The sequence below is a fragment of the Pantoea sp. BR_17 genome (assembly GCF_041955125.1).
Taxonomy (GTDB): Bacteria; Pseudomonadota; Gammaproteobacteria; order Enterobacterales; family Enterobacteriaceae; genus Pantoea; species Pantoea stewartii.
This window is the reverse complement of record NZ_JAVAXT010000007.1, coordinates 74,507-99,759: the sequence shown is the minus strand read 5'-3', so window position 1 is coordinate 99,759 and position 25,253 is coordinate 74,507. Positions and strand designations below refer to the sequence as shown.

Genomic DNA, 25,253 nt, shown 5'->3' with positions numbered 1-25,253 from the left:
AAGTGCAGCCTGTTTTAGCACTTATTTGCCCAACGAAGCTGTATTGCCATGAAGTTTATCGTCAAGTTATTTCCTGAAATCACCATCAAGAGTCAGTCGGTGCGTCTGCGCTTTATTAAGATTCTTGCCAGTAATATCCGCAACGTGCTCAAAACGGTCAGCGATGAGATCGCGGTGGTGCGTTTTTGGGATCATATTGAAGTGCGCTGCAAAGATGAAGCCATGCGGCAGATTATTCCCGATGAGCTGATGCGCATCCCGGGTATTCATCATGTCCTTGCGGTTGAAGAGCGCGAATATACCGACATCCACGATATTTTCGAACAGACGCTGGCACAGTATCGCGACAGCCTGGAAAACAAAACCTTTTGCGTGCGGGTTAAGCGCCGTGGCAAACACAGCTTCAGTTCGCAGGACTTCGAGCGCTATGTTGGCGGCGGGCTAAATCAGCACATCGCCAGCGCCACCGTTCAGCTTAAGAAACCTGAGGTGACGGTTAACCTCGAAGTGGAAGAAAACCGCTTAACGCTGGTCACCGCACGCTATGAAGGGCTGGGCGGCTTCCCGATTGGTACCCAGGAAGATGTGCTGTCGCTGATCTCAGGTGGATTTGACTCCGGCGTTTCCAGCTACATGCTGATGCGTCGTGGCAGCCGCGTTCACTACTGCTTCTTTAACCTGGGCGGCGCGGCACATGAAATCGGCGTACGTCAGGTCGCCCATTATCTGTGGAACCGCTTTGGCCGTTCGCACCGTGTACGTTTTGTGGCAATCAACTTTGAGCCAGTTGTCGGCGAAATTTTAGAAAAAATCGACGACGGTCAAATGGGCGTGGTGCTGAAACGTATGATGGTCCGTGCAGCCTCAATGGTGGCGGAACGTTATGGCGTACAGGCCCTGGTCACAGGCGAAGCGGTGGGGCAGGTCTCCAGCCAGACGCTGACCAATCTGCGACTGATCGACAATGCCTCCGATACGTTGATTTTGCGTCCGCTGATTTCTCACGACAAAGAGCACATTATTAAAGTGGCGCGTGAAATCGGCACCGAAGACTTTGCCAGCACCATGCCGGAATATTGTGGCGTGATTTCGAAAAGCCCGACGGTCAAAGCGGTAAAAGGCAAAATCGAAGCCGAAGAAAGCCAGTTTGATTTCGCGATTCTGGAACGTATGGTGGCCGAGGCGACCAATGTGGATATTCGCGAAATCGCGGAGCAGACGCAGGAAGAGGTGGTTGAGGTTGAGACGGTCGGCTTGCTGAACGAAAACGACAGTGTGCTGGATATCCGCTCGGTGGATGAGCAGGAAGACAAACCGCTACAGCTGGCGGGAACGGAGGTGAAGTCGATGCCTTTCTACAAACTCAGTACGCAGTTTGGCGACCTTGATCAGAACAAAACCTGGCTGTTGTACTGCGATCGCGGTGTGATGAGTAAATTACAGGCGCTCTATCTGCATGAGCAGGGATTTAAAAACGTGAAGGTATATCGTCCGTAATCCGCATAGCGGTCACTGACCGCTTCTCCCTGTGCTCGCCTTGCATACCAGGGCAAGACGAGCACAGAGCGTCCGGCAGGCGTCTGAACCGGCGACTTAACTGGCCTGATAGTCGTAAATACCCGGCGCCAGCACCAGTTGTGCCGCGACCTCACGTGCTTTATCACTGCCTGCTAGCAAATCAATTAATTTCAGCGCAAAATCCATCGCCGTGCCCGGTCCCTGACTGGTGAGCAAATTGACTCGCGGATCCCAGACGACACGACGTTCCATCCATTTCTCTTCCGGTATGGTGGACTTTAAACCGGGGAACCCTGTCATATTGCCGACCGGAAACAGGTTATGCGGCACCAGTACCGTGCCAGCGGCTGCGCAGATGGCCGCAACAATACGTCCTGACAAATGAAACTGGCGTACGGTTTCAACCAACAGCGGACTGTCACGAAATGTCTCGGCTCCTTTTAGTCCGCCGGGCAGGACAATGGCATCGTAGGCGTTGTCCGCCACCTCGACCAGCGGGACGTCGGCCAGCAGGCGAACGCCGCGCGAACAGACGATTTCACGGCAGCCATCGCTTTCAACGCTGGCGGTCACCGTCTTTATCCCGCCACGGACCAGCAGATCGAGTGTGGTAACGGCTTCCGTCTCTTCACTGCCATGAGCCAGACAGACCAGTACCGAGGCGTTCGCGCCCATAATAAGACTCCTTGCGTTTAATCATGTCGTACAGCCGGGTGTTTTCAGGTAACACTAAGCCGTGAGTGCGTGCGCGACGCAGCAGAAAGCCGGTGATGTATTCAATTTCCGTCAGTCGCTGAGCGCGTATATCCTGCAGCATTGATGAAGTGTTGGCGGCGGTCGTCTCAATCACATTCAGCACCTGATCCTGCAGGCTCTGGCTGGCCACGGACTGGCCTTCACGCTCCATAACCCAACTGATTTCGTCACATAAGGTGATGATGTCGGCCTGATGCTGACGCAGTGCGCCATTCTGACAGTCGTAAACCACGCTGAGTGGGTTGATCACACAGTTTACCGCCAGCTTACGCCAGCAGGCCGCCCGGATATTGTCATGCCAGGCGACATCGGGCAGCGCTTCGTGCAGCACATCGGCGACCTCACTCCAGTGCTCGCTTTTACGGTTGCCGGGACCAATATGGGTGACGCCCGTGGCGACGTGCTTAATGACCGTGCCATCCCGCATTGCGGCGTGCGTGGTGATACCGCGTAACAGCGGCTGCGTCAGACCTTTTAATTCGCCAAGCGTGCCCATGCCATTGTGCAACAACAAAACCGGGCAGTTTTCTGACATCACGCTTTCCAGATTTTTTACGGCCGTTGATACCTGCGGGGCTTTCAGCGTCACCAACAGCAGCTGGCTCTGCGCCAAAAACAGCGGATCGTTGGCAATGAAGGTCCGGTTCGTCACGCGCCCCAGCGGATCGATTACATTTGCTGAGCAGTAGGGCTGAGGTACGCGTAACCAGCCCTGGACATCGTGCCCGCAATGGGCAAGAGCGGTGAGCCACACCTGGCCCAATGCGCCACATCCTAATACGGTTATTTTCATGCTGCCTCCCGCTCGCGGGCTTATTATTTATGCGCTGTGGCAATGAGTTAAGTATAGCGCTACACAGTGCGATTTTATTTAGTGCCGTAAGACGCGTATTATGCATGCCAGTTTAGCCTCAGGAGAAGAAGAGATGCCATCTTTCGATATCGTTTCAGAAGTCGACATGCAGGAAGTTCGCAACGCAGTAGAGAATGCTAACCGTGAACTGTCGACACGTTTTGATTTTCGCAACGTCACTGCCAGTTACGAACTCAATGAAAAAAATGAAACCATTAAGGTCATCAGTGAATCGGATTTTCAGGTAAAGCAGCTGGTGGATATCCTGCGCGAGAAAATGCTCAAGCGCGGTATTGAAGGCGCGGCGCTGGAAGTACCAGAAGAGATTGAACACAGCGGCAAAAGCTGGAGCGTGGATGCCAAAATGAAAAAAGGCATTGAAAGCGACGTCGCGAAAAAGCTGGTGAAGCTGATTAAAGACAGCAAGCTGAAAGTGCAGACGCAGATTCAGGGCGAATCTCTGCGCGTAACGGGTAAGTCTCGTGATGATTTACAGGGCGCAATGGCGCTGGTGCGTAATGGCAACCTGGGCCAGCCTTTCCAGTTCAAAAACTTCCGCGATTAATCCCTCCACTCAGCACGTGAGCACAGGATGCCCTCTGAGGCATCCTGTCGGGTTGGCAGCCTGACTGTGACACAGTCTGGCTGTCACTGATCCCCTTCCGCGACAGCAACGCTTTTGCCCTGCAAGGTGCTGATGTCCGTGACGTAAATTGCGTGACCAGAGGGACGCATTTTGCGCGGGGATAAACGGGAGGAACCGGGTTTGTCAAAGACAACAAACCCGGTGAGGGCAGGGGATTAGCCACCGCCGATAAGGGCTTCAAGCTCCGGTCGGCTGGTGATCTTACTGTCGATCTTAATGTAAGCGCTTTTTTCTTCCGGTATGATCAGCACCGCGTTCACTCCAGGCTGGGCCTTCAGGCGCTTCTCCAGATTCGGTACTGCCAGCGCCGCATCACTCAGCACAATGCGCAGACTGCTGACGTAGGGCGGTTCCTGCATGGTCATACTGACGAACAGCCAGATTGCCGCCACAATCGCTCCCACCATAAACACAGTTTGCGCATCAAAATGACCTAACACCCAACCGCCCAGGCTTCCGCCGATCGCAACGCCCAGAAACTGGCTGGTGGAGTAAAGCCCCATTGCTGTCCCTTTGTAACCGGCAGGCGATTCCTTACTGACCAGGGAAGGCAGGATGGCTTCCATCAGGTTAAAGGCGAGGAAGAAGAGCTGTACGCCGAGCACCAGCGTCCAGAAATGGCCCTGCGCTCCCCATAAAACAATTTCTGCGATGACCATCATGCCGACACAGCCGACAAAGACGCGCTTCATTTTGCGCTTCACTTCCGCATAAATGATAAAAGGCACGACGCCCGCAAAGGCGATCAGCATGGTCGTTAAATAGACCTTCCAGTGTTCTGATGGCGGTAAGCCCGCCTGTTCAAACTGGTCGGGCAGCGCAACAAAGCTCGACATCAACAGGATATGCAAAAAGAAGATGCCAAGATTCAGTTTTACCAGGCGCGGGTTGGCCAGCACTTTTTTAAAGCTGCCGCGCACCATGCCCGACTCACGGTTCAGGACATGCTGAGTGGAGGAGGGGACCACCCAAAGCGTAATGAGAATACCCAGCGTCGCCAGCGTTGCGATCATCCAGAACAGCGCATGCAGGCCCAGCGCGTGGGTCACAATCGGTCCCACCACCATCGCAATCGCAAAGGTAACGCCAAAACTGATGCCAATAAACGCCATCGCTTTGGTGCGGTTCTGTTCACGCGTTAAATCCGACAGCAGCGCCATCACGGCGGCCGCAATCGCGCCCGAACCCTGCAACGCCCGGCCAAGGATGATGCCCCAAATGGATTCCGTGCTGGCGGCAATCACGCTGCCAAGGACAAACAGCAGCAGGCCGCCCACAATCAGAGGCTTGCGTCCAATACGATCGGACAGCAGGCCAAAGGGGATCTGGAAAATGGCCTGAGCCAGGCCATAAATGCCAATGGCCAGACCGATTAAGGTTTCACTCGCTCCCTGGAGCGCCATGCCATAGGTGGTCAATACCGGCAGGACCATAAACATTCCCAGCATACGCAGGGAAAAGACCGTGCCAAGGCCCCATGTGGCGCGCAGCTCCACCGGAGTCATTTTGTTATCGTTCATTCCTACCTCTGTTGATGTGCTGCATTTATTTTAGGGAGGGAGAGTGGAAGGGTAAAACAATAGTTCTTAAGCAGTCGTAACAAAAAGAAAGGGCGCGAAAATCGCGCCCGTTTCATGCTGTTTTGGTACACATCAGCGCACGTAAGTCAGCAAATCTTTTGACGCAGGCGTCATGAAATCCACTGACATCATCACGCTCAGCGCGGTGATGGCGACGATGGAGAAGACAAACAGCTTACGTGCCCAAACCCGATCGTTTGAGGTTTTATAACCTGACAGCGCCATGCCCAGCCACCAGACGCTGACGGCAGCGGCAACGACCAGATACTTATAGCCTGCATAGCCACCCAGCGTCAGCATCAGCGTGGCAATCATAAACGCCAGGATATAAAGCGTAATATGATTTTTTGCTACGGAGATGCCTTTCACAACCGGTAAGACCGGGATGTTGGCAGCCCGGTAATCCTTAAAGCGGAAGATAGCAATCGCATAGGAGTGCGGCATCTGCCACAGGCTAAAAATCGCCAGCAGGATCAGGGCGCCCGCATCAAACTCATTGGTCACGGCACAGTAGCCAATCACCGGCGGCGCAGCGCCAGACAAGCTACCAATCAGCGTACCGTAAACCGAATGACGCTTCATATACAGGCTGTAAACGCCAACGTATACCACGAAGCCCATCACCGCCAGCCACATGGCCAGCGGGTTAGCACCGAAATACAGCAGTGCAAAGCCAGCAATACCCAACACAGTGGCATACACCAGGCTTACTTTCGCGGAGATAAGGCCTTTAACCAGCACCCGATTCCTGGTTCTCTCCATCTTGATGTCGATATCGCGGTCAATCACGTTGTTGAAGACACAACCTGACGCAACCACCAGCGACACGCCAACCAGTGAGGTGAGAAACAGGGCGTAATCAATGCTGCCCTTAGAGGCCAGCAAAAATCCGCCAATCACAGAAATTAAATTCCCGAAAATAATTCCTGGCTTTGTAACTTGCAGGTATTGCTTAAACATTACACAGACTCTTTAGTGGGGCATCATGTTGTAGTTGAGGTTCCACATGATCCACAGTGAGCCAACCACAACAATCAGGATAATGATTGCTGAGAAGACAATGGCCACCATGTTCCAGCCGCCCTCAGATTTGCTGTCCAGATGCAGGAAGTAAACCAGGTGAACCAGCACCTGAACGACTGCACAGACCAGCACAACGCCGAGGATGGTTCCATGAGAAGCACTACCATCCATTACCATCCAGAACGGGATTGCCGTCAGGATGATAGAGAGGATGAAGCCGATCATGTAAGACTTCACGCTACCGTGTGATGCACCATGTTCGTTAACAGAATGACTCATTACATGGCTCCCATCAGATAAACAACGGTAAACACGCAGATCCAAACCACGTCCAGGAAGTGCCAGAACAGGCTCAGACACATGATACGGGTACGGTTAGTGGCGTTCAGACCGCGTTTCGCGATCTGGAACATCAGCACGGCCATCCAGATCAGACCCGAGGTCACGTGCAGACCGTGCGTACCGACCAGTGTAAAGAAGCCGGACAGGAAGCCACTACGGTTTGGACCGAAGCCTTCAGCAATCAGGTGATGGAATTCATAGATTTCCATCCCGATAAAGCCCGCACCAAACAGGAAGGTCAACGCCAGCCAGCCGATAACGGCGCCTTTGTTTTCCTTGTTCATGGCGATAACAGCCATGCCGTAGGTGATGGAGCTTAATAACAGCAGGGCGGTTTCAACCAGCACGAACGGCAGTTCAAAGATATCTTTGCCTGCCGGGCCGCCGGCGGTGTTGTTAACCATAACTGCATAGGTCGCAAACAGGGTTGCAAAGATAATGCAGTCACTCATCAGGTAGATCCAGAAGCCAAAGACTTTATTGGCTCCTGCATCGTGATGCCCATGCTCCGCATGGGCGTCGTGGTGGTGTTTTACGGTAGTTGACATTATTTCAGACCTGCTTTGCTGATTTCGTCAAAGTGCTGCTTTTCAATCTTCTCTACTTCGGCAACAGGGACGTAGTAGTCCACGTCTTCGTCGAAGCTCTTCACGATCCAGCTTACGATCATGCCGAGGAAAGTAAGACCTGCCAGCCACCAGATATGCCAGATCATCGCAAAACCGAAGATGGTCGCAAACGCGGCAATAACAATCGCAGCACCGCTGTTTTTCGGCATATGAATTTCTTCATATTTAGCCGGCTGCTTGTACGCTTCGCCTTTCTCTTTCATTTCCCAGAAAGCGTCACGCTCATGCACATGCGGGATAACAGCAAAGTTATAGAACGGCGGTGGTGAAGAGGTTGCCCACTCCAGCGTACGGCCACCCCACGGATCGCCAGTCAGGTCACGGTTCTGGTCGCGGTCACGTACAGACACGTAGAACATGATCAGCTGACAAATAATACCGCAGGCAATCAGACCCGCACCTACCGCTGCAACAACCAGCAGAGAGTGGAACTGAGGATCGATATCCTGGCTCAGACGACGGGTCATTCCCATGAAGCCCAGTGCGTACAGCGGCATAAAGGCAACGAAGAAGCCGATGATCCAGAACCAGAAAGCACGTTTGCCCCAGGTTTCGTTCAGGGTAAAGCCGAAGGCTTTCGGGAACCAGTAGGTCACACCCGCCATACAACCGAATACCACACCACCGATAATCACGTTATGGAAGTGCGCAATCAGGAACAGACTGTTGTGCAGGACAAAGTCAGCGCCCGGAACGGCCAGCAGAACACCGGTCATACCACCCACAGAGAAGGTGACCAGGAAGCCTACGGTCCACAGCATCGCAGAGTGCATCTGAATGCGACCCTGATACATGGTGAACAGCCAGTTAAAGATTTTAACCCCGGTCGGAATCGCGATGATCATCGTCATGATACCGAAGAAGGCGTTAACGTTGGCACCGGCACCCATGGTGAAGAAGTGGTGCAGCCAGACGATGAACGACAACACGGTAATGGCGATGGTCGCCCAGACCAGTGAGGTATAACCAAACAGACGTTTTTTCGAGAAGGTGGCCGTAACTTCAGAGAAGACACCAAACACCGGCAGAACAAGAATGTACACCTCTGGGTGACCCCAGACCCAGATCAGGTTGACGTACATCATCATGTTACCGCCCATATCATTAGTAAAGAAATGGAAGTCGAGGTAACGATCAAGTGTCAACAGCGCCAGAGTCACGGTCAGAACCGGGAACGCAGCGATGATCAGGACGTTGGTGCACAGCGCAGCCCAGGTAAAGACGGGCATTTTGAACAGGTCCATGCCCGGCGCACGCATCTTCAGAATGGTCACGAAGAAGTTAATACCGGTCAGGGTTGTACCAATACCGGAAAGCTGGAGACTCCAGATCCAGTAATCCACCCCCACGCCGGGACTGTATTCTGCCCCCGACAGCGGTGGATAGGCCAGCCAGCCAGTTTGCGCGAATTCGCCGACACCCAGAGACAGGTTAACCAGAATCACACCGATTGCGGTAAACCAGAAGCTCAGGTTGTTCAGGAACGGGAAGGCAACGTCACGCGCACCGATTTGCAACGGTACGGCAATGTTCATCAGGCCCACCACGAATGGCATCGCCACGAAGAAGATCATGATTACGCCGTGAGCGGTAAAGATCTGGTCGTAGTGATGAGGGGGCAATATGCCTGCTTCCCCGGAGGAAGCCAGAACCTGTTGGGTACGCATCATCACGGCGTCAGCAAAGCCGCGCAGCAGCATGACGAACGCCATGATGATATACATGATACCCAGTTTTTTATGGTCGATTGACGTCAGCCATTCAGACCACAGATATTTCCACTTACCAAAGTAGGTGATGGCAGAGACGATCGCCAGACCTGCAATGATGATGCCGGCAACCGTAACCATGATAATCGGTTCATGATAGGGCACTGCATCCAGAGTTAATTTTCCGAACATCGTATTATTCCTCGGCTCCCGCGGTAGCGGTGTGACTCATGTCCATGCCTTTGTGTTCAGACATGTCCATTTTCCCGTGGCTATTCATGAACTTGTTAATGACCTGCAAGAACAGTTCAGGATTAGCTGAAGAGAAATATTCCACCGGGTGATTTTCGCTTGGCACAGCCACTTTCTCGAAATCATCCATCGTCATCAGCGTGTTAGGTGCCGCTTTTACTTTGGCAACCCACTGCTGGAACTCCGCATCGTCTTTGGTTGCAATGGCTTTGAACTTCATGCCAGAGAAACCGCGACCACTGAAGTTGGCGGAAATACCGTCGAAAGTTCCTGGCTCGTTGGCAATCAGGTGCAGTTTGGTCTGCATGCCCGCCATCGCGTAGATCTGGCTACCGAGCGTAGGAATAAAGAAGGAGTTCATGACGGAGTTGGAGGTGATTTTGAAGTTAACCGGAGTGTTTGCCGGGAAGGCAATCTGGTTAACTGTCGCAATACCTTGTTCTGGATAAATGAATAACCATTTCCAGTCCAGAGCAACGACGTCAATTTCAACCGGTTTCACGTCAGAGGCCAGGGGTTTGCTTGGCTCCAGCGCATGGGTTGATTTCCAGGTCAGTACACCAAGGAAAACGATGATCAGGATCGGAATGGTCCAGACCACAGCTTCCACTTTATTGGAGTGTGACCAGTTAGGACTGTACTTAGCATTCGTGTTCGACGCCCGATATTTCCAGGCAAACACGACGGCCATTAAGACTGCAGGAATCACGACGATCATCATCAGACCAAAAGCGGTCAGTATCAGCGAACGTTGCTCCAGCGCAATCTGTCCTTTGGGATTTAACAATGCATTATCGCAGCCACTCATTAATAAAGTGCCTGCGATTAATGACAAAATCCCCAAACTTTTATTGTATTTACTGAGTCTCATTTAACGACCTCAATGACAAAGGGCTCTATTGTCGTTTAAGTGTGCGCGCATTTTACGGGAAGGTTTATGCAGTGTAAACCAGCTTAAGGATGTGTCAGAACCATGTTGACACCTTTTGCTAAGGGTGTCACAGATGTTGTTCTCGGTGACAAATTATTAACGTGGACAAGCAGTTGGCAGTAATATAACAAAAAGAGATGGATGCGGGGTTAAACAAAAGTAGGAAAGGAATAACCCTGACTTTTAATACTCAATTATTTAACAATATTGCATCATTTTTTCTCTAATTTTTAACTTAATTAATTGCGTACCGGATTTAAATATCTTGCCCGAAGCGCGCACATGATAAAAATATTTTTTGTAAATTGACACGCAAAGACAAATTAGGTGCGCTTAACCAATTGGCTGAAATGGCACCTGCGACTGGGCGATTATGAGGCAAAAGGTCAATTCCCGGCCTTTCTCAATGCGCGATAATCCAGCACCACACCGGACAGCACACCGCAAAGCGCCAGCGCCATACCGGCTTCAAACAGCGGAGCCAGCCACGCCGAAAGCGTGAGCATACCCGTTGCATTCAGCGCCAGCGACAGAAGCCATAGCGCCAGTAACCCGCATCCGCCTGCAAACAGCCGTTTCGTCCAGCGGTAGCCTGCGGAAAAATGGCGGCGCGGCAAAAACTGGCCAGTTTTTTGGGTAAAGTCCAGTGTACCGCGACAAAAAGCCAGCAGGGCCAGGCCCGGCAGACCGGCGAAAACGGTAAAGGCGTAGAACGTTGGCCAGCCCCAGATCTCGACCAGATAACCGGCTGCAGGTCCCACGTAAACCCGGCCTACCGCTGAAAGCGCAGACAGCAGGGCGAACTGCGTCGCCGAGAAGGACTTATTACACAGCGTCATCAGCAGCGCGACAAACGCAGCGGTTCCCATTCCGCCACACAGGTTCTCAATAAAGACCGCGCTCGCCATGCTCCAGAGGTGTTTGTCGGTGACCGCCAGCAGCCAGTAGCCGAAATTCGACACCGCCTGGAGCAGGCCAAAAATCATTAACGCGCGAAACAGGCTCAGACGCTGCATCAGCATGCCGCCATAAAGCGCGCCAATGATGGTTGCCAGCAAGCCCAGCGTTTTGTTTACCAGCCCGACGTCGCCCGGATTAAATCCCACGCCGCGAATCAAAAAGGTGGTGGTGAGAGAGGCGGCAAATGCATCGCCGAGCTTGTAAAGAATGATGAGCGTGATCAGCAGCCAGGCGTTGTTGCGATTAAAAAAATCGTGCAGAGGATCGACAACCGCCTGACGTAGCGTACGCGGCGCGGCCTGCGCGTTGTCCGGCTCTTTGGCAAGACAGGTTGCGATAAGGCAGGGCAGCAGGAGCAGGGCCATGAGCCAGTAAGTCGCCTCCCAGCCGAGATAGCGATCGGCCAGCCACAGCGCCAGACCGCCCGATATCAACATTGCCAGGCGATAGCCTAACACCGTGATGGCAGCGCCACTTCCGCGTTCTTCCGGCGGCAACACATCCGTTTTCCAGGCATCGAAGACGATATCCTGTGACGCAGAACAGAATGCAATCAGTACCGCCAGTGCCGCCATCAGGGTTAAATCCCGGCTGGGCTGCAAAAAGCCCATTGCCACAATGCTGGCCACCAGTGCCAGTTGCGTAATGAGCAACCAGCCTCTGCGCCGACCGAGAAGCGGCGGCGTGAAGCGATCCATCATGGGGGACCAGAGAAACTTAAACACATAGGCCTGGCCCACCAGTGAAAAGAATCCGATGGTTTTCAAATCGATATTATCAACCGTCATCCACGCCTGCAGCGTCCCGCTGGTTAAGGCCAGAGGCAAACCTGATGCGAATCCCAGAAGGAGTAAAATGGCTGCATTTTTTTGGCGGAAGACACGGAAGTAGTGATTCATACTGACCTTGAAAAGTGCCCGGCCGGGTGCCGGGCAAAAGACCTGATTAACGGGCGTTTTGTTTGATGAAGTCGTTGACGCTGGTGTCCTGCGCCATATCGGCGATCACGTCGCTCAGCGTAGAATTCACCGCATTGGTGATTTTCTGATTGGTGGCGCTGAAAGCCCCTTCTACGCTGTAGGTCTGGCGGTAATTTTTAATCTGTTTATTGCCATTTTTCGCGGTCGCCACGATAGAGATATCCGCCTTGGTGGTAATGCTGTAACGCACATCACCCTGGGTGACGTCGGCATACAGATTATTGACGATGATTTGCAGATCAACCGCGCCATTAGGACCGACCATATAGCCGCGCGCTGTCATTTGTTTCTCCAGCACTTCCTGAAGTAAGAAACGCAGATCGCGCGACGGGGTCAGGCTGACCAGTTGTCCATCGCGATTAACTTTTGCCAGCGCCTGATCGCGACGCTGATCGGCGCCGTTGATACTCACCGTAATGCCCATCAGGCTCGGATCGCGCTGTGGCAGCTGAATCTTAGGTTGAATGGTCAATGTGTTGTTGCTGGAAGCGCAACCGGCCAGGATAAAAGCAGCCAGCAGCGGGAATAACAGTTTTTTCAACATACGCTTTCTCGTTAGTGTCATGGGTTGGTGTGCAAAAACTGCGGCCATCATAGCAAAGCGGTGCAGTGAATAAAGCCCTTTGCCACAAGGTAAACCACGCAAGGCGCTTTTTCTTGCTCTCTACCTTTTCATATTCCCCGCCTGACAAGGCACAAGCGAAGAGGGCGACGGAGTGATAATATTGCGTCCGCTGTCGCGTTGCGCAGCCAAAAACGGACTAATATTTAAACAGATGGGGCACAGCGCTCGCCATTGAGGGTAAAACCATGATTCGAGAACAGATAGAAGAGAAGCTGCGCCTGGCTTTTGAGCCGGCTCATCTGGAAGTGCATGATGAAAGCTACCGACACAATGTGCCTGCCGGTTCTGAAAGCCATTTCAAAGTGGTGATTGTCAGCGACGTTTTTACCGGTCAGCGTTTTCTCGCCCGTCATCGCGCAATTTATGGTGAACTCAGTGCTGAGCTGGCGGGAAGTGTTCACGCACTGGCCTTGCATACTTATACCCTGAAAGAGTGGGAAGGATTGCAGGATACGGTACTCGCTTCGCCGAACTGTCGCGGTGCAGGCACACTCGCATAACACCCTCTCTTTTTAAACGGCCTGCGGGCCGTTTTTGTGTTTTATCCTTGCTAAACGCGTTACCTGGCTCAAAAAAGCAGCAAACTCCCTGAAAAGTGGTGACTTAGCGTCCTCGACTCATCTCAGTGATGCCGCTATAATGCTGCGTCTATTTTTCCGGAATGTCTTCGGGACGCTTCTGGTAACAGGGATCAGGTTCTCTTCACGGAAGCCGTCCCGGTTGTTAGATACGGCGCATTAATTAATGTGTGGTGTCTGAAGTTGACCGAGCACGTGATTTTTTGAGGTAACAAGATGCAAGTTTCTGTAGAAACCACTCAGGGCCTGGGCCGTCGCATTACGATTACTGTCGCAGCTGACAGCATCGAAAGCGCCGTTAAAAAAGAACTGGTGGATGTGGCGAAGAAAGTCCGTATCGATGGTTTCCGTAAAGGCAAAGTGCCCATGAACATCGTCGCGCAGCGCTACGGTGCTTCTGTGCGCCAGGACGTGCTGGGCGATCTGATGACGCGTAACTTTGTTGACGCCATCATCAAAGAGAAGATCAATCCGGCTGGCGCGCCTAACTATGTGCCAGGCGAATACAAAGAAGGTCAGGACTTCACCTATGCGGTTGAGTTCGAAGTGTATCCAGAAGTTGAGCTGAAAGGCCTGGAAAACATCGAAGTTGAAAAGCCTCAGGTCGAAGTGACCGATGCCGATGTCGATACCATGCTGGAAACGCTGCGCAAGCAGCAGGCTAACTGGATTGAAACCGACGCTGCAGCGGGTGCTGAAGACCGCGCTACCCTCGATTTCACCGGTTCTGTTGACGGCGAAGAATTCGAAGGCGGTAAAGCATCTGACTTCGTTCTGGCCATGGGCCAGGGCCGTATGATCCCAGGCTTTGAAGAAGGCGTTGTGGGTCACAAAGCAGGCGAAACCTTCACTATCGACGTGAAATTCCCTGACGACTACCACGCGGAAAACCTGAAAGGGAAAGACGCGAAGTTCGAGATCGTGCTGAAGAAAGTGGAAACGCGCGAACTGCCAGAACTGACCGAAGAATTCATCAAGCGTTTCGGCGTGGAAGATGGTTCGGTTGCGGGCCTGCGTGCGGAAGTGCGTAAGAACATGGAACGTGAGCTGAAAGGCGCGATTCGTAACCGCGTGAAGACACAGGCTATCGACGGTCTGGTTGAAGCGAACCCTATTGATGTGCCTGCTGCGCTGATCGACAGCGAAATCGACGTTCTGCGTCGTCAGGCTGCACAACGCTTTGGTGGTAACGAGAAGCAAGCGCTGGAACTGCCACGCGAACTGTTCGAAGAGCAGGCGAAGCGTCGCGTTGTGGTCGGTCTGCTGCTGGGCGAAGTGATTCGCACGCACGAGCTGAAAGCCGATGAAGATCGCGTTAAAGTGCTGATCGAAGAAATGGCGTCTGCTTACGAAGATCCGCAGGAAGTGATCGAGTTCTACAGCAAAAATAACGAGCTGATGAACAACATGCGCAATGTGGCGCTGGAAGAGCAGGCGGTTGAAGCTGTGCTGGCGAAAGCCAAAGTTTCTGAAAAAGAAACTAACTTCCAGGAACTGATGAATCAGACCGCTCAGGCCTGATCGTCCGTTTAACCCCTTGTGCTAAAGCCCGCGCCTGAAAAGTCGCGGGCTTTTTTCTGTAATACGCTTTCTGACAACGGGCCTGTCGCTATTTGATTAATTTTTAGGCGAATTGTTCACGCATCGCTTTTTCCGGGTTAGCGATTGATGAAAAGGTTGTTATGCTTGAAACAACTGAGCACTATCCCAAGATAGAGGGAGTATGCAAAAAACAGTTCGGCTGACTGATTAACCGTCCTGATGTTGTCGGTAAGAGGCAGAGCATAGTTTTTGTTGCTCGTCTTACGTAAAATCGGTACAGAATGTTGCCAATGAAATTTATCCAGGAGACGGTAATGTCATACAGTGGCGATCGTGAGTTTACTGCACCGCACAATGCGTTGGTGCCAATGGTGGTCGAGCAAACCTCGCGCGGCGAGCGTTCATACGATATCTATTCCCGTCTGCTTAAAGAGCGCGTTATCTTCTTAACCGGCCAGGTAGAAGATCACATGGCTAACCTGATTGTGGCCCAGATGCTGTTTCTGGAAGCGGAGAACCCGGAAAAAGATATTTACCTTTATATCAACTCACCGGGTGGCGTCATTACGGCTGGCATGTCAATTTATGACACCATGAAGTTTATCAAGCCTGACGTCAGCACCATTTGTATGGGCCAGGCCTGCTCAATGGGGGCTTTCCTGCTGACAGCCGGGACGAAAGGCAAGCGTTTCTGCCTGCCAAACTCACGCGTGATGATTCACCAACCGCTGGGTGGCTATCAGGGACAGGCGACCGACATTGAGATTCATGCGCGTGAAATTTTGAAAGTGAAGCAGCGCATGAACGAGCTGATGGCGGAACATACCGGTAAGTCACTGGAAGAAATTGAGCGTGACACTGAGCGTGACCGTTTCCTCTCCGCCAGCGAAGCGGTAGAGTATGGATTGGTCGATTCAATCCTGACGCATCGCCAATAAGCCCTAACTTCACCTTGTCTCTGGTCTATAGTTAACAGGACAAGATAATGACGGGTTGAATGAACATCGGCCGTGTACCCACGGCCAGTGCTGTACGGCTGGTACGGCCTGAGAACAAGAAGAGGTTAACTGATGACAGATAAGCGCAAAGACGGTTCAGGAAAGTTGCTGTACTGCTCTTTTTGCGGCAAAAGCCAGCATGAAGTGCGTAAGCTGATTGCCGGGCCGTCAGTGTATATCTGCGATGAGTGCGTTGATCTGTGTAACGACATTATTCGCGAAGAGATTAAAGAGGTTGCCCCGCATCGCGAACGTAGTGCGCTGCCTACGCCGCATGAGATCCGCCATCACCTCGACGATTACGTTATTGGTCAGGAACGGGCCAAAAAAGTCCTGGCCGTGGCGGTGTACAACCACTACAAACGTTTACGCAACGGGGATACCAGCAACGGTATCGAACTGGGCAAAAGTAACATTCTGCTGATCGGTCCGACCGGTAGCGGTAAAACGTTGCTGGCTGAAACCCTGGCCCGTTTACTGGATGTGCCTTTTACCATGGCGGATGCAACCACGCTGACCGAAGCCGGTTATGTGGGGGAAGACGTCGAAAATATCATCCAGAAGCTACTGCAAAAATGTGACTACGATGTGCAGAAAGCCCAACGTGGTATCGTCTATATCGATGAAATCGATAAAATTTCACGTAAATCAGACAACCCATCGATCACCCGCGACGTATCGGGTGAGGGTGTGCAGCAGGCGTTACTGAAGTTGATTGAAGGCACCGTCGCCGCCGTGCCGCCGCAGGGTGGCCGTAAGCATCCGCAGCAGGAGTTTTTGCAAGTCGATACCTCTAAGATTCTGTTTATCTGTGGTGGCGCCTTCGCCGGTCTGGATAAGGTTATCTCGCAGCGCGTTGAAACCGGTTCAGGCATTGGCTTTGGCGCAACGGTGAAAGGTAAATCACAGAAGGCAACAGAAGGCGAGTTACTGGCGCAATGTGAGCCGGAAGATCTGATCAAATTTGGCCTGATCCCAGAATTCATTGGCCGTCTGCCTGTGGTAGCCACGCTCAATGAACTGAGTGAGGAAGCGCTGATTCAGATTCTGCGTGAGCCGAAAAACGCACTCACCAAGCAGTATCAGGCGTTGTTTAACCTGGAAGGCGTTGAGCTGGAGTTCCGTGACGAAGCCCTGACGGCGATTGCTAAAAAGGCGATGTCACGTAAAACCGGTGCGCGCGGTCTGCGTTCTATCGTGGAAGGCGCGCTGCTCGAAACCATGTACGATCTGCCGTCCATGGAAGATGTCGAGAAAGTGGTGATTGATGAGTCGGTGATTGAAGGTCAGTCTGAACCCATGCTGATTTATGGCAAGCACGAAGCTCAGGCTTCTGGCGAATAAATAAACAAATCGTCCACATTGTGCCATCTATAAAGGGGAAAATCTTTCCCCTTTTGCATTTCTCACCGTTGTGACATTGAATGTCTGACAATCATCCCCATATACTCAGACACCTGTGGGTTTGACCGCACACCTGCCTGATGCGGTACCCATCACCTTGCGGACACTAAACTAAGAGAGAGCTCTATGAATCCTGAGCGTTCTGAACGCATTGAAATCCCCGTCCTGCCGTTGCGCGACGTGGTAGTTTATCCGCACATGGTAATTCCGTTGTTTGTTGGCCGGGAAAAATCAATTCGGTGCCTCGAAGCCGCAATGGATCATGATAAAAAGATCATGCTGGTCGCACAGAAAGAGGCTTCAACGGATGAACCTGGCATAAACGATCTTTTTTCAGTGGGTACCATTGCCTCCGTACTGCAGATGTTAAAACTGCCAGACGGAACGGTAAAAGTGCTGGTTGAAGGTTTACAGCGTGCCAATATCACTACGCTGGCTGACAACGGTGACCATTTTGTCGCCCAGGCGGAATATCTGGTCTCTCCGGAGATTGAAGAGCGCGAGCAGGAAGTGCTGGTGCGCACGGCGATCAATCAGTTTGAAGGCTATATCAAACTGAATAAAAAGATCCCGCCTGAGGTCTTAACGTCACTGAACAATATTGATGATGCGGCGCGCCTGGCGGATACGGTGGCGGCGCACATGCCATTAAAACTCGCGGATAAACAGTCAGTGCTGGAGATGTCAGACGTCAATGAACGTCTGGAATATCTGATGGCCATGATGGAATCTGAAATCGATCTGCTGCAGGTTGAGAAACGCATTCGCAATCGCGTCAAAAAGCAGATGGAAAAGAGCCAGCGTGAGTACTACCTGAATGAGCAGATGAAGGCCATTCAGAAAGAGCTGGGCGAGATGGATGATACGCCTGACGAGTACGAAGCGTTAAAACGTAAAATCGATGCGGCCAAAATGCCGCAGGAAGCGCGTGAGAAAGCTGAAGCAGAACTGCAGAAGCTGAAAATGATGTCGCCGATGTCTGCCGAGGCGACCGTGGTGCGCGGCTATATCGACTGGATGGTTCAGGTTCCGTGGAATGCGCGCAGCAAAGTGAAGAAAGATCTGCGCAAAGCCCAGGAAACGCTGGATACCGACCATTATGGCCTGGAACGCGTCAAAGACCGCATCCTTGAGTACCTTGCGGTGCAAAGTCGCGTCAGCAAAATTAAAGGGCCGATTCTGTGTCTGGTGGGACCGCCGGGCGTGGGTAAAACCTCGCTGGGTCAGTCTATTGCGAAAGCAACCGGGCGTAAGTATGTACGCATGGCCCTCGGCGGCGTGCGGGATGAAGCGGAAATTCGCGGTCATCGCCGTACCTATATTGGCTCTATGCCGGGCAAGTTGATTCAGAAGATGGCGAAAGTCGGCGTGAAAAACCCGCTGTTCCTGTTGGATGAAATCGACAAAATGTCGTCGGATATGCGCGGCGATCCGGCCTCAGCGCTGCTGGAAGTGCTGGATCCTGAACAGAACATCGCCTTTAACGATCACTATCTGGAAGTCGATTACGATCTGTCTGATGTGATGTTTGTGGCGACGTCGAACTCCATGAACATTCCGGCTCCACTGCTGGATCGTATGGAAGTGATTCGTCTTTCTGGCTATACCGAGGACGAAAAACTCAATATCGCCAAGCAGCATCTCCTGCCGAAGCAGATTGAGCGTAACGCCCTGAAGTCGTCTGAGATCACCGTCGAAGACAGCGCTATCATCGGCATCATCCGTTACTACACGCGTGAAGCTGGTGTGCGTAGCCTGGAACGTGAACTGTCCAAGCTGTGCCGTAAAGCAGTGAAAACGCTGCTGATGGACAAAACCAAAAAGCACATCACCATTAATGGTGAAAACCTGAAGGATTTCCTTGGGGTGCAGCGTTTTGACTATGGCCGCGCCGACAGCGAAAACCGCGTGGGTCAGGTAACAGGTCTGGCATGGACGGAAGTGGGTGGCGATTTGCTGACCATTGAAACCGCCTGTGTACCGGGCAAAGGCAAGCTGACTTATACCGGTTCGCTGGGCGAAGTCATGCAGGAATCCATTCAGGCCGCGCTGACTGTCGTCCGCGCCCGGGCGGAAAAACTGGGTATCAATGGCGATTTCTATGAAAAACGCGATATCCATGTGCACGTACCGGAAGGCGCGACGCCGAAAGATGGTCCCAGTGCCGGTATTGCCATGTGTACTGCCCTGGTGTCCTGCCTGACCGGTAACCCGGTGCGTTCAAACGTCGCGATGACCGGCGAGATCACCCTGCGTGGTCAGGTCCTGCCTATCGGCGGGCTGAAAGAGAAGCTGCTGGCGGCACACCGCGGTGGTATTAAAGTGGTGCTGATCCCGGACGAAAACAAACGCGATCTGGAAGAAATTCCTCAGAACGTGATTGCCGATCTGGAAATTCATCCGGTCAAGCGTATTGAGGAAGTGCTGAACCTGGCACTGGAAAACGCGCCTTACGGTATGCAGGTAGCAACCGCAAAATAGTGATTAATGGCATAAAGCGTTAAAAAGCCGCGCTGGCAACACCAATTGGTGCTTGCCAGCTTTTTTTTGTCCCGCTAATTTAGGTGGCTGCTGAAGCGATGTTATAAGAGGATTACCGTTGTTTCGGCATATAAGGCTTGATATAACTTGCTGCGCGTTCGTGCCCGACAGGAAGCGTGGGTACGATGTGAAATAATAAAGAGGGGATGAATAGAGTGAATAAGTCACAACTGATCGATAAAATTGCTGCCGATGCCGACATTTCTAAAGCAGCAGCAGGACGTGTTTTAGATGCATTTATGGGCTCTGTTTCTGACGCGCTGAAAAGCGGAGATGAAGTGGCGCTGGTAGGTTTCGGCACTTTCTCAGTACGTGAGCGTGCAGCGCGCACCGGCCGTAACCCACAAACCGGTAAAGAGATTACTATCCCGGCAGGTAAAGTACCGGGTTTCCGTGCAGGTAAGGCACTGAAAGACGCTGTCAACTAATGACAACGCCACCACTCAATAACACATTTTCTTGAGTGGATTAGAGGACGGTTAACGCGTTCTCATGTAACATACGGGCACATCAATAAGATGTGCCTTTTTTACATCCGGAGAGGCGGTTTAAGGTTGCGAGACTTGTCTCAACAGGATGCATGCTGCCAGCCAGACTTGCAGCGGAGTAATGCGTCGGGAAGATGGCGTTATTGCGGCAGGGCTTTACATTCACACTACAGCGGAGTGTTGTCATACCATGATGGACAATTTACGCGCGGCGTCGAACCATGTCGTGCTCAAGATTATTTTGGGGTTGATCATTCTCTCCTTTGTGCTGACCGGCGTTGGCAACTATCTGATTGGCGGTAACAACGATTATGCGGCCAAAGTTAATGGCCAGGAGATCAGCCGTGCGCAGTTAGAGCAGGCGTTCAACAACGAGCGCAATCGTCAGCAGCAGATGCTGGGTGATCAGTTCTCGCAGCTTGCGGGCAACGAAGGTTACATGCAGCAGATGCGCCAGCAGGCGCTGTCTCAGCTGATTGACCAGGCATTACTGGATACCTACATAAAAGATCTGCATATTGCCATCAGTGACGATCAGGTCAAACAGGCTATCTTCAGCCAGTCTGCGTTTCAGACCAACGGCAAGTTCGATAATGCTAAATACAATGCGATGATCCGCAATATGGGATTCACGCCGGATCAGTATGCCGAAGCGTTGCGTAAACAACTGGCCACCCAACAGCTGATCAATGCGGTCGCGAATACCGATTTTATGCTGAAAAATGAAACCACTAAGCTGGTGGATTTGGTGGCGCAAAAGCGTGATATTCAGACGGCTACCCTCGATGTGAATGCTCTGGCTGCAAAGCAAACCGTCAATGACGACGAAATCAACCAGTATTATCAGCAGCATAAAAGCAGCTTTATGGCCCCTGAGCAGTTCCGCGTAAGCTATATCAAACTGGATGCCGCCAGCATGCAGGAAAATGCCAGCGATGCGGATATTCAGGCCTGGTACGATCAACATAAAGCGGACTACACGCAGCCCCAGCGCGATCGTTACAGCGTGATTCAGACCAAAACCGAAGCCGATGCCGACGCTATTCTGGCGCAGCTGAAAGGCGGCGCGGATTTCGCGGAACTGGCAAAAACCAAATCCATTGACCCAATCTCTTCCCGTAAAGGCGGCGATATGGGCTGGCTTGAGCCGTCAACGACGCCAGACGAGCTGAAAAATGCGGGACTGAAAGAAAAGGGTCAGCTTTCCGGTGTAATCAAGTCTTCTGTGGGTTTCCTGATTGCCCGTCTTGACGACATCAAGCCTGAGCAGGTTAAACCGCTGGCGGAAGTACGTGATGAGATCGCGGACGCGGTCAAACAGGATAAAGCACAGGCGGAATTCTACAAACTGCAGCAGAAAGTCAGTGAAGCCGCGAGCAATGATAATGAGTCGCTGGCTGGTGCAGAGCAGGCGTCAGGTATGAAGGCCACAGAAACAGGCTGGTTCAGCCGTGACGATGTGCCTAAAGATCTCGACTTTGATGCCGTTAAGCAGGCCATCTTCAATGGTGGGTTAGTGGGACAAAACGGTGCGCCCGGAAATAACTCTGACATCATCAATGTCGATGGCGATCGTGCCTTTGTGCTGCGTATCAGTGCGCATAAACCCGAAGCGGTGGAACCCCTCGACAAGGTAAAAGCGCAAATCACCGAGACGATCAAGCATGATAAAGCGACGCAACAGGCAAAAGCCCAGGCTGATAAACTGTTAGCCGAGCTGAAAGCCGGTAAACCGGATGTGCTGAAAGCCGCAGGTCTGACGTTAAGCGCCAGCAAAACGGTTGACCGTAACACGCAGGATCCCGTTGCTCAGGCTGCCTTCAACCTGCCAGAGCCAGCGGATAACAAACCGTCATGGGGCGTGGGTGAGGACATGCAAGGCAATGTGGTGCTGATCGCGGTGAATAAGGTTACGACCGGTAGCCTGCCTCAGGCGCAGATTGACGAGATGGTCAAAGGCGTCACGCAAAACAACGCGCAACTGACCTTTGAAGCCTTACTGCAAAACCTGCGTAAAGCGGCCAAAATCAAATACGGTGCCGCTGCTCAAATGCAGTAATCCTCGCAAATTTCAGGTAACAGCTGAAATGACTAAAGGCCGCTTATGCGGCCTTTTCCATTTTAGAACGTTGCCCTTTGAGTCTGTTTAGCGGACATGACACGCTGAGCCTGCTGTTTAACACAAGGAGAAACACAGCATGGCTAAAACCCACTTACATGCTTTTTATCTTTCCCTCGCCCTGTGTGGCGCCCTCGTTCAAACGCCACTGGCAGCGGCGGAAACCCCCAGTGAGACACAGGCTGCACAGGTTTCAATGCCGCATCAGGAGCAGGTCAGTATCAATGAAGCCACGGCGGAGCAACTCTCGGCGGTGATGAATGGCGTTGGTCTGAAAAAGGCGCAGTCTATCGTCAGCTATCGTGAAGAATACGGGCCGTTCACGGCGGTGGATCAACTGAAAGACGTGCCTGGCTTTGGTCACGCGCTGGTGGAGCGAAATGCCTCACGGTTAAAATTGTGAAGTGAAGCGCAACTCTGATGCTTAACCTGCTGTCAGGGCGGGACTCTGCTAGAGTGAACAGGTCCAACCAGTCAATAAGCAGCAGGAGAAGGATCATGCAGACCAAGATAAAAGTGCGCGGCTATCATCTGGATGTTTACCAGCATGTTAACAATGCGCGTTATCTGGAGTTTTTAGAGGAAGCGCGCTGGCAATGGCTGGAAGAAGCAGAGGCCTTTACCTGGCTGCTTGAGCAAAAACTGGCTTTTGTGGTGGTAAACATCAATATCAATTATCGTCGCCCGGCCGTATTGGGCGACGTACTGGAGGTCAGCAGTGATATTAAGCAACTCAATGGGAAAAGTGGCATCATCACTCAACACATTTTGTTAGCGGGCAGTGAAACGGTGGTCGCGGATGCTGCACTGACGTTTGTGTGCATTGATCTTCGCACGCAAAAAGCCGTTTCGCTCGAAGGAGAACTGCGGCAGCGACTGGAAAGATTAATGAAGCCGGCCTGATTGAGGCGGCGACACGCCATCGTCGCCGCAAAAGTATTATTCCAGACCGGTTTTGGCCTTCATGGCGGCCATAATACCAGCGCGATCCTGCTGATAGGCCTTCAGGCCATTGGCCCGCAGATGGCAGGCGGCACAGTCGCCGCAACCATCGCCTTTAATGCCGTTGTAGCAGGTGAGGGTGTCTTCGCGGATTAAGGTGAGCTGCTGCCAGTAATCGGCCAGCGCCCAGGTTTCGGCTTTATTAAGCCACATCAGCGGTGTTTCAAAACGAATGTTACGCGCCATGCCCAGGCTGACGGCATGGTTGAGCGCCTTAACAAACTCATCGCGGCAGTCGGGGTAGCCCGAGAAGTCGGTCTCGCAAACGCCTGTGATGACCGCTTCCGCTTCAACCTGATAGGCATAAACTGATGCCAGGGTCAGAAACAGGATATTGCGGCCGGGGACAAAGGTGCTGGGCAGGCCGGTTGCAGTCGGGTCATACGATGGCACCGGGATGCTGTCACGCGTCAGGCTGCTCACCGCCAGCGCATTCAGCATCGTCACATCCAGCACTTTATGAGCACGGGCACCCAGCTTCAGGGCCAGGTCGCGGGCAACGTCAATCTCTTCACGATGACGCTGACCGTAATCAAAGGTCACACAGTGCACTTCATCATAACGTTGCAAAGCCTGAACCAGACAGGTGGTGGAGTCTTGCCCACCGCTAAACACCACAACAGCGCGTTTCATGAGATATCCCAGTTTAAACATTTGCGCTTATGGTAATACCTGAGTGCGCCGCTGAACAGCTGCAGGCGGCGATCACATCAGGTTATATCTGCCTGGCGGGGTGAAATATTATTCCAGTTCGCGCTGCCAGGGCGTGATATCACCAATATGTTGTGCGACCCAGTCAGGCTGGTAGTAAGTGTCAGGATAGCGCTCGCCGCTGTCGCACAGCAGGGTAACCAGTGAACCCTGTTGATCATTGTCGCGCAGGCGTTTGGCCACCTGCATCATGCCCCAGAAGTTTGTGCCGGTAGACGGGCCCGGTTTACGCCCCAGCAGGGTTTCCAGCTTAAGCATGGCGGCAATCGAGGCTGCATCCGGGACTTTGATCATTTCATCAATAACGTCGGGCATAAACGACGGCTCCACGCGCGGACGTCCAATGCCTTCAATCATGCTGCCGCGCTGACCGGTGAGCGAGGCATCACGGTTTCGCCAGTAGTCGTAAAACACGGAATGCTCCGGATCAACAACCAGCAAACGGGTATCGCATCCCTGATAGCGAATGTAGCGGCCAAGCGTGGCGGAGGTCCCACCGGTTCCCGCACTCATAATCAGCGTATGAGGAACAGGAAAAGGCTCATTCGCCATCTGGCGGAAAATACTCTCGGCAATGTTGTTATTGCCGCGCCAGTCAGTTGCCCGCTCTGCATAGGTGAACTGATCCATGAAGTGGCCATTCAGTTCCCGCGCCAGCCGTTCTGATTCGGCATAAAGCTGACAGGGATCGCTCACAAAATGACACTGTCCACCATAGAACGTGATTTGTTCGATTTTACGTCGGGCGGTACTGGCTGGCATCACGGCGATAAAGGGCAGGCCCAGCAGGCGGGCAAAATACGCCTCTGAGACGGCGGTGCTGCCCGATGACGCTTCAATCACGGGTGTACCCTGTTTGATCCAGCCATTAGCGAGAGCATAAAGAAACAATGACCGCGCCAGACGATGTTTCAGGCTGCCGCTGGGATGCGTACTTTCGTCTTTCAGATAGAACCCGATTCCCGGGAAATCGGGCAATGCAAAGCGGATCAGATGCGTATCCGCAGAGCGTTGAAAGTCAGCATTGATTTCGTTTATCGCGTGGCGTATCCAGCATGAAGACATA

The 25,253-nt window shown here is 52.5% G+C and carries 23 protein-coding genes; 11 read left to right on the top strand and 12 right to left on the bottom strand.

Annotated features, from left to right (window positions below):
• The first annotated feature begins 48 nt into the window (after positions 1–48).
• Positions 49–1,497: a tRNA uracil 4-sulfurtransferase ThiI gene (gene thiI / locus RAC60_RS12590; RefSeq protein ID WP_375093879.1), complete on the top strand. Its 1,449-nt coding sequence runs from the start codon at positions 49–51 to the stop codon at positions 1,495–1,497.
• 96 nt (positions 1,498–1,593) lie between these two features.
• Here thiI and yajL read toward each other — a convergent pair whose 3' ends face one another.
• Both yajL and panE read right to left on the bottom strand, forming a co-directional pair.
• The gene (yajL, locus tag RAC60_RS12585) at positions 1,594–2,193 is read right to left on the bottom strand and encodes a protein deglycase YajL (RefSeq protein ID WP_006117973.1); all 600 of its coding nucleotides are present in this window, start codon (positions 2,191–2,193) and stop codon (positions 1,594–1,596) included.
• Positions 2,147–3,067 carry a 2-dehydropantoate 2-reductase gene (gene panE / locus RAC60_RS12580; protein WP_033738652.1) on the bottom strand — a complete coding sequence of 307 codons (921 nt, stop codon included), beginning with the start codon at positions 3,065–3,067 and terminating at the stop codon, positions 2,147–2,149. Before panE ends, yajL begins: the two co-directional genes overlap by 47 nt.
• A gap of 133 nt (positions 3,068–3,200) precedes the next feature.
• Between panE and RAC60_RS12575 the strand changes: the two genes are divergently transcribed.
• Positions 3,201–3,692 (top strand): YajQ family cyclic di-GMP-binding protein, encoded by a 492-nt coding sequence (locus tag RAC60_RS12575; protein WP_006117971.1) that lies wholly within the window; start codon positions 3,201–3,203, stop codon positions 3,690–3,692.
• 236 nt (positions 3,693–3,928) lie between these two features.
• Here RAC60_RS12575 and RAC60_RS12570 read toward each other — a convergent pair whose 3' ends face one another.
• The 8 genes from RAC60_RS12570 to RAC60_RS12535 all read right to left on the bottom strand — a co-directional run bounded on the left by RAC60_RS12570 (position 3,929) and on the right by RAC60_RS12535 (position 12,723).
• Positions 3,929–5,293: an MFS transporter gene (locus RAC60_RS12570; RefSeq protein WP_375093878.1), complete on the bottom strand. Its 1,365-nt coding sequence runs from the start codon at positions 5,291–5,293 to the stop codon at positions 3,929–3,931.
• A gap of 132 nt (positions 5,294–5,425) precedes the next feature.
• Complete coding sequence (gene cyoE, locus RAC60_RS12565) at positions 5,426–6,313, bottom strand: heme o synthase (protein WP_375093877.1); 888 nt, start codon at positions 6,311–6,313, stop codon at positions 5,426–5,428.
• Positions 6,314–6,325: 12 nt separating this feature from the next.
• Positions 6,326–6,655 carry a cytochrome o ubiquinol oxidase subunit IV gene (locus tag RAC60_RS12560; RefSeq protein WP_006117967.1) on the bottom strand — a complete coding sequence of 110 codons (330 nt, stop codon included), beginning with the start codon at positions 6,653–6,655 and terminating at the stop codon, positions 6,326–6,328.
• Complete coding sequence (locus tag RAC60_RS12555) at positions 6,655–7,266, bottom strand: cytochrome o ubiquinol oxidase subunit III (protein ID WP_006117966.1); 612 nt, start codon at positions 7,264–7,266, stop codon at positions 6,655–6,657. The genes RAC60_RS12560 and RAC60_RS12555 overlap by 1 nt, the downstream gene beginning before the upstream one ends.
• Entirely contained in the window at positions 7,266–9,248 is a 1,983-nt protein-coding gene (cyoB, locus tag RAC60_RS12550) for a cytochrome o ubiquinol oxidase subunit I (protein ID WP_033738655.1), read from the bottom strand. Before cyoB ends, RAC60_RS12555 begins: the two co-directional genes overlap by 1 nt.
• Before the next feature lie 4 nt (positions 9,249–9,252).
• Complete coding sequence (gene cyoA, locus RAC60_RS12545; protein WP_033738657.1) at positions 9,253–10,179, bottom strand: cytochrome o ubiquinol oxidase subunit II; 927 nt, start codon at positions 10,177–10,179, stop codon at positions 9,253–9,255.
• A gap of 446 nt (positions 10,180–10,625) precedes the next feature.
• Complete coding sequence (gene ampG, locus RAC60_RS12540; protein WP_033738659.1) at positions 10,626–12,098, bottom strand: muropeptide MFS transporter AmpG; 1,473 nt, start codon at positions 12,096–12,098, stop codon at positions 10,626–10,628.
• A 46-nt stretch (positions 12,099–12,144) separates the two neighbouring features.
• Positions 12,145–12,723, bottom strand: a complete 579-nt coding sequence (locus tag RAC60_RS12535) for a lipoprotein (protein ID WP_006117962.1) — start codon at positions 12,721–12,723, stop codon at positions 12,145–12,147.
• Positions 12,724–12,989: 266 nt separating this feature from the next.
• On the opposite strand from RAC60_RS12535, the gene bolA reads away from it, so the two are divergent.
• From bolA to RAC60_RS12490, 9 genes are all read left to right on the top strand, one after another.
• Positions 12,990–13,304: a transcriptional regulator BolA gene (gene bolA, locus RAC60_RS12530; protein ID WP_006117961.1), complete on the top strand. Its 315-nt coding sequence runs from the start codon at positions 12,990–12,992 to the stop codon at positions 13,302–13,304.
• A gap of 294 nt (positions 13,305–13,598) precedes the next feature.
• Complete coding sequence (tig, locus tag RAC60_RS12525; RefSeq protein ID WP_033738663.1) at positions 13,599–14,903, top strand: trigger factor; 1,305 nt, start codon at positions 13,599–13,601, stop codon at positions 14,901–14,903.
• Between the two features lie 335 nt (positions 14,904–15,238).
• The gene (gene clpP, locus RAC60_RS12520; RefSeq protein WP_006117959.1) at positions 15,239–15,862 is read left to right on the top strand and encodes an ATP-dependent Clp endopeptidase proteolytic subunit ClpP; all 624 of its coding nucleotides are present in this window, start codon (positions 15,239–15,241) and stop codon (positions 15,860–15,862) included.
• Between the two features lie 132 nt (positions 15,863–15,994).
• The gene (clpX, locus tag RAC60_RS12515; protein WP_033738665.1) at positions 15,995–17,266 is read left to right on the top strand and encodes an ATP-dependent protease ATP-binding subunit ClpX; all 1,272 of its coding nucleotides are present in this window, start codon (positions 15,995–15,997) and stop codon (positions 17,264–17,266) included.
• Positions 17,267–17,452: 186 nt separating this feature from the next.
• The gene (gene lon / locus RAC60_RS12510; RefSeq protein ID WP_033738666.1) at positions 17,453–19,807 is read left to right on the top strand and encodes an endopeptidase La; all 2,355 of its coding nucleotides are present in this window, start codon (positions 17,453–17,455) and stop codon (positions 19,805–19,807) included.
• Between the two features lie 215 nt (positions 19,808–20,022).
• Positions 20,023–20,295: a nucleoid-associated protein HU-beta gene (hupB, locus tag RAC60_RS12505; protein WP_006117956.1), complete on the top strand. Its 273-nt coding sequence runs from the start codon at positions 20,023–20,025 to the stop codon at positions 20,293–20,295.
• 250 nt (positions 20,296–20,545) lie between these two features.
• Positions 20,546–22,414: a peptidylprolyl isomerase gene (gene ppiD / locus RAC60_RS12500; protein ID WP_039338626.1), complete on the top strand. Its 1,869-nt coding sequence runs from the start codon at positions 20,546–20,548 to the stop codon at positions 22,412–22,414.
• A 139-nt stretch (positions 22,415–22,553) separates the two neighbouring features.
• Positions 22,554–22,877 (top strand): helix-hairpin-helix domain-containing protein, encoded by a 324-nt coding sequence (locus RAC60_RS12495; protein ID WP_033738667.1) that lies wholly within the window; start codon positions 22,554–22,556, stop codon positions 22,875–22,877.
• 95 nt (positions 22,878–22,972) lie between these two features.
• Positions 22,973–23,377 carry a YbgC/FadM family acyl-CoA thioesterase gene (locus RAC60_RS12490; protein ID WP_058701150.1) on the top strand — a complete coding sequence of 135 codons (405 nt, stop codon included), beginning with the start codon at positions 22,973–22,975 and terminating at the stop codon, positions 23,375–23,377.
• A 36-nt stretch (positions 23,378–23,413) separates the two neighbouring features.
• Here the strand turns inward: RAC60_RS12490 and queC are convergent, their stop codons facing one another.
• Both queC and RAC60_RS12480 read right to left on the bottom strand, forming a co-directional pair.
• Positions 23,414–24,109 carry a 7-cyano-7-deazaguanine synthase QueC gene (queC, locus tag RAC60_RS12485; RefSeq protein WP_006117951.1) on the bottom strand — a complete coding sequence of 232 codons (696 nt, stop codon included), beginning with the start codon at positions 24,107–24,109 and terminating at the stop codon, positions 23,414–23,416.
• Positions 24,110–24,217: 108 nt separating this feature from the next.
• Positions 24,218–25,252, bottom strand: coding sequence for a PLP-dependent cysteine synthase family protein (locus tag RAC60_RS12480; protein WP_058701149.1), 1,035 nt, complete (start codon positions 25,250–25,252; stop codon positions 24,218–24,220).
• Position 25,253: the final 1 nt, after the last annotated feature.

Bases quoted from the DNA above. Each gene is read 5' to 3' on its own strand.
- RAC60_RS12535 (WP_006117962.1), bottom strand. From the start codon at position 12,723: ATGTTGAAAAAACTGTTATTCCCGCTGCTGGCTGCTTTTATCCTGGCC.
- RAC60_RS12575 (WP_006117971.1), top strand. From the start codon at position 3,201: ATGCCATCTTTCGATATCGTTTCAGAAGTCGACATGCAGGAAGTTCGC.
- cyoE (WP_375093877.1), bottom strand. From the start codon at position 6,313: ATGTTTAAGCAATACCTGCAAGTTACAAAGCCAGGAATTATTTTCGGG.
- RAC60_RS12480 (WP_058701149.1), bottom strand. From the start codon at position 25,252: ATGTCTTCATGCTGGATACGCCACGCGATAAACGAAATCAATGCTGAC.
- clpX (WP_033738665.1), top strand. From the start codon at position 15,995: ATGACAGATAAGCGCAAAGACGGTTCAGGAAAGTTGCTGTACTGCTCT.
- cyoA (WP_033738657.1), bottom strand. From the start codon at position 10,179: ATGAGACTCAGTAAATACAATAAAAGTTTGGGGATTTTGTCATTAATC.
- lon (WP_033738666.1), top strand. From the start codon at position 17,453: ATGAATCCTGAGCGTTCTGAACGCATTGAAATCCCCGTCCTGCCGTTG.
- ampG (WP_033738659.1), bottom strand. From the start codon at position 12,098: ATGAATCACTACTTCCGTGTCTTCCGCCAAAAAAATGCAGCCATTTTA.
- thiI (WP_375093879.1), top strand. From the start codon at position 49: ATGAAGTTTATCGTCAAGTTATTTCCTGAAATCACCATCAAGAGTCAG.
- panE (WP_033738652.1), bottom strand. From the start codon at position 3,067: ATGAAAATAACCGTATTAGGATGTGGCGCATTGGGCCAGGTGTGGCTC.
- yajL (WP_006117973.1), bottom strand. From the start codon at position 2,193: ATGGGCGCGAACGCCTCGGTACTGGTCTGTCTGGCTCATGGCAGTGAA.
- RAC60_RS12560 (WP_006117967.1), bottom strand. From the start codon at position 6,655: ATGAGTCATTCTGTTAACGAACATGGTGCATCACACGGTAGCGTGAAG.
- tig (WP_033738663.1), top strand. From the start codon at position 13,599: ATGCAAGTTTCTGTAGAAACCACTCAGGGCCTGGGCCGTCGCATTACG.
- ppiD (WP_039338626.1), top strand. From the start codon at position 20,546: ATGATGGACAATTTACGCGCGGCGTCGAACCATGTCGTGCTCAAGATT.
- RAC60_RS12495 (WP_033738667.1), top strand. From the start codon at position 22,554: ATGGCTAAAACCCACTTACATGCTTTTTATCTTTCCCTCGCCCTGTGT.
- cyoB (WP_033738655.1), bottom strand. From the start codon at position 9,248: ATGTTCGGAAAATTAACTCTGGATGCAGTGCCCTATCATGAACCGATT.
- bolA (WP_006117961.1), top strand. From the start codon at position 12,990: ATGATTCGAGAACAGATAGAAGAGAAGCTGCGCCTGGCTTTTGAGCCG.
- RAC60_RS12490 (WP_058701150.1), top strand. From the start codon at position 22,973: ATGCAGACCAAGATAAAAGTGCGCGGCTATCATCTGGATGTTTACCAG.
- clpP (WP_006117959.1), top strand. From the start codon at position 15,239: ATGTCATACAGTGGCGATCGTGAGTTTACTGCACCGCACAATGCGTTG.
- queC (WP_006117951.1), bottom strand. From the start codon at position 24,109: ATGAAACGCGCTGTTGTGGTGTTTAGCGGTGGGCAAGACTCCACCACC.
- RAC60_RS12570 (WP_375093878.1), bottom strand. From the start codon at position 5,293: ATGAACGATAACAAAATGACTCCGGTGGAGCTGCGCGCCACATGGGGC.
- RAC60_RS12555 (WP_006117966.1), bottom strand. From the start codon at position 7,266: ATGTCAACTACCGTAAAACACCACCACGACGCCCATGCGGAGCATGGG.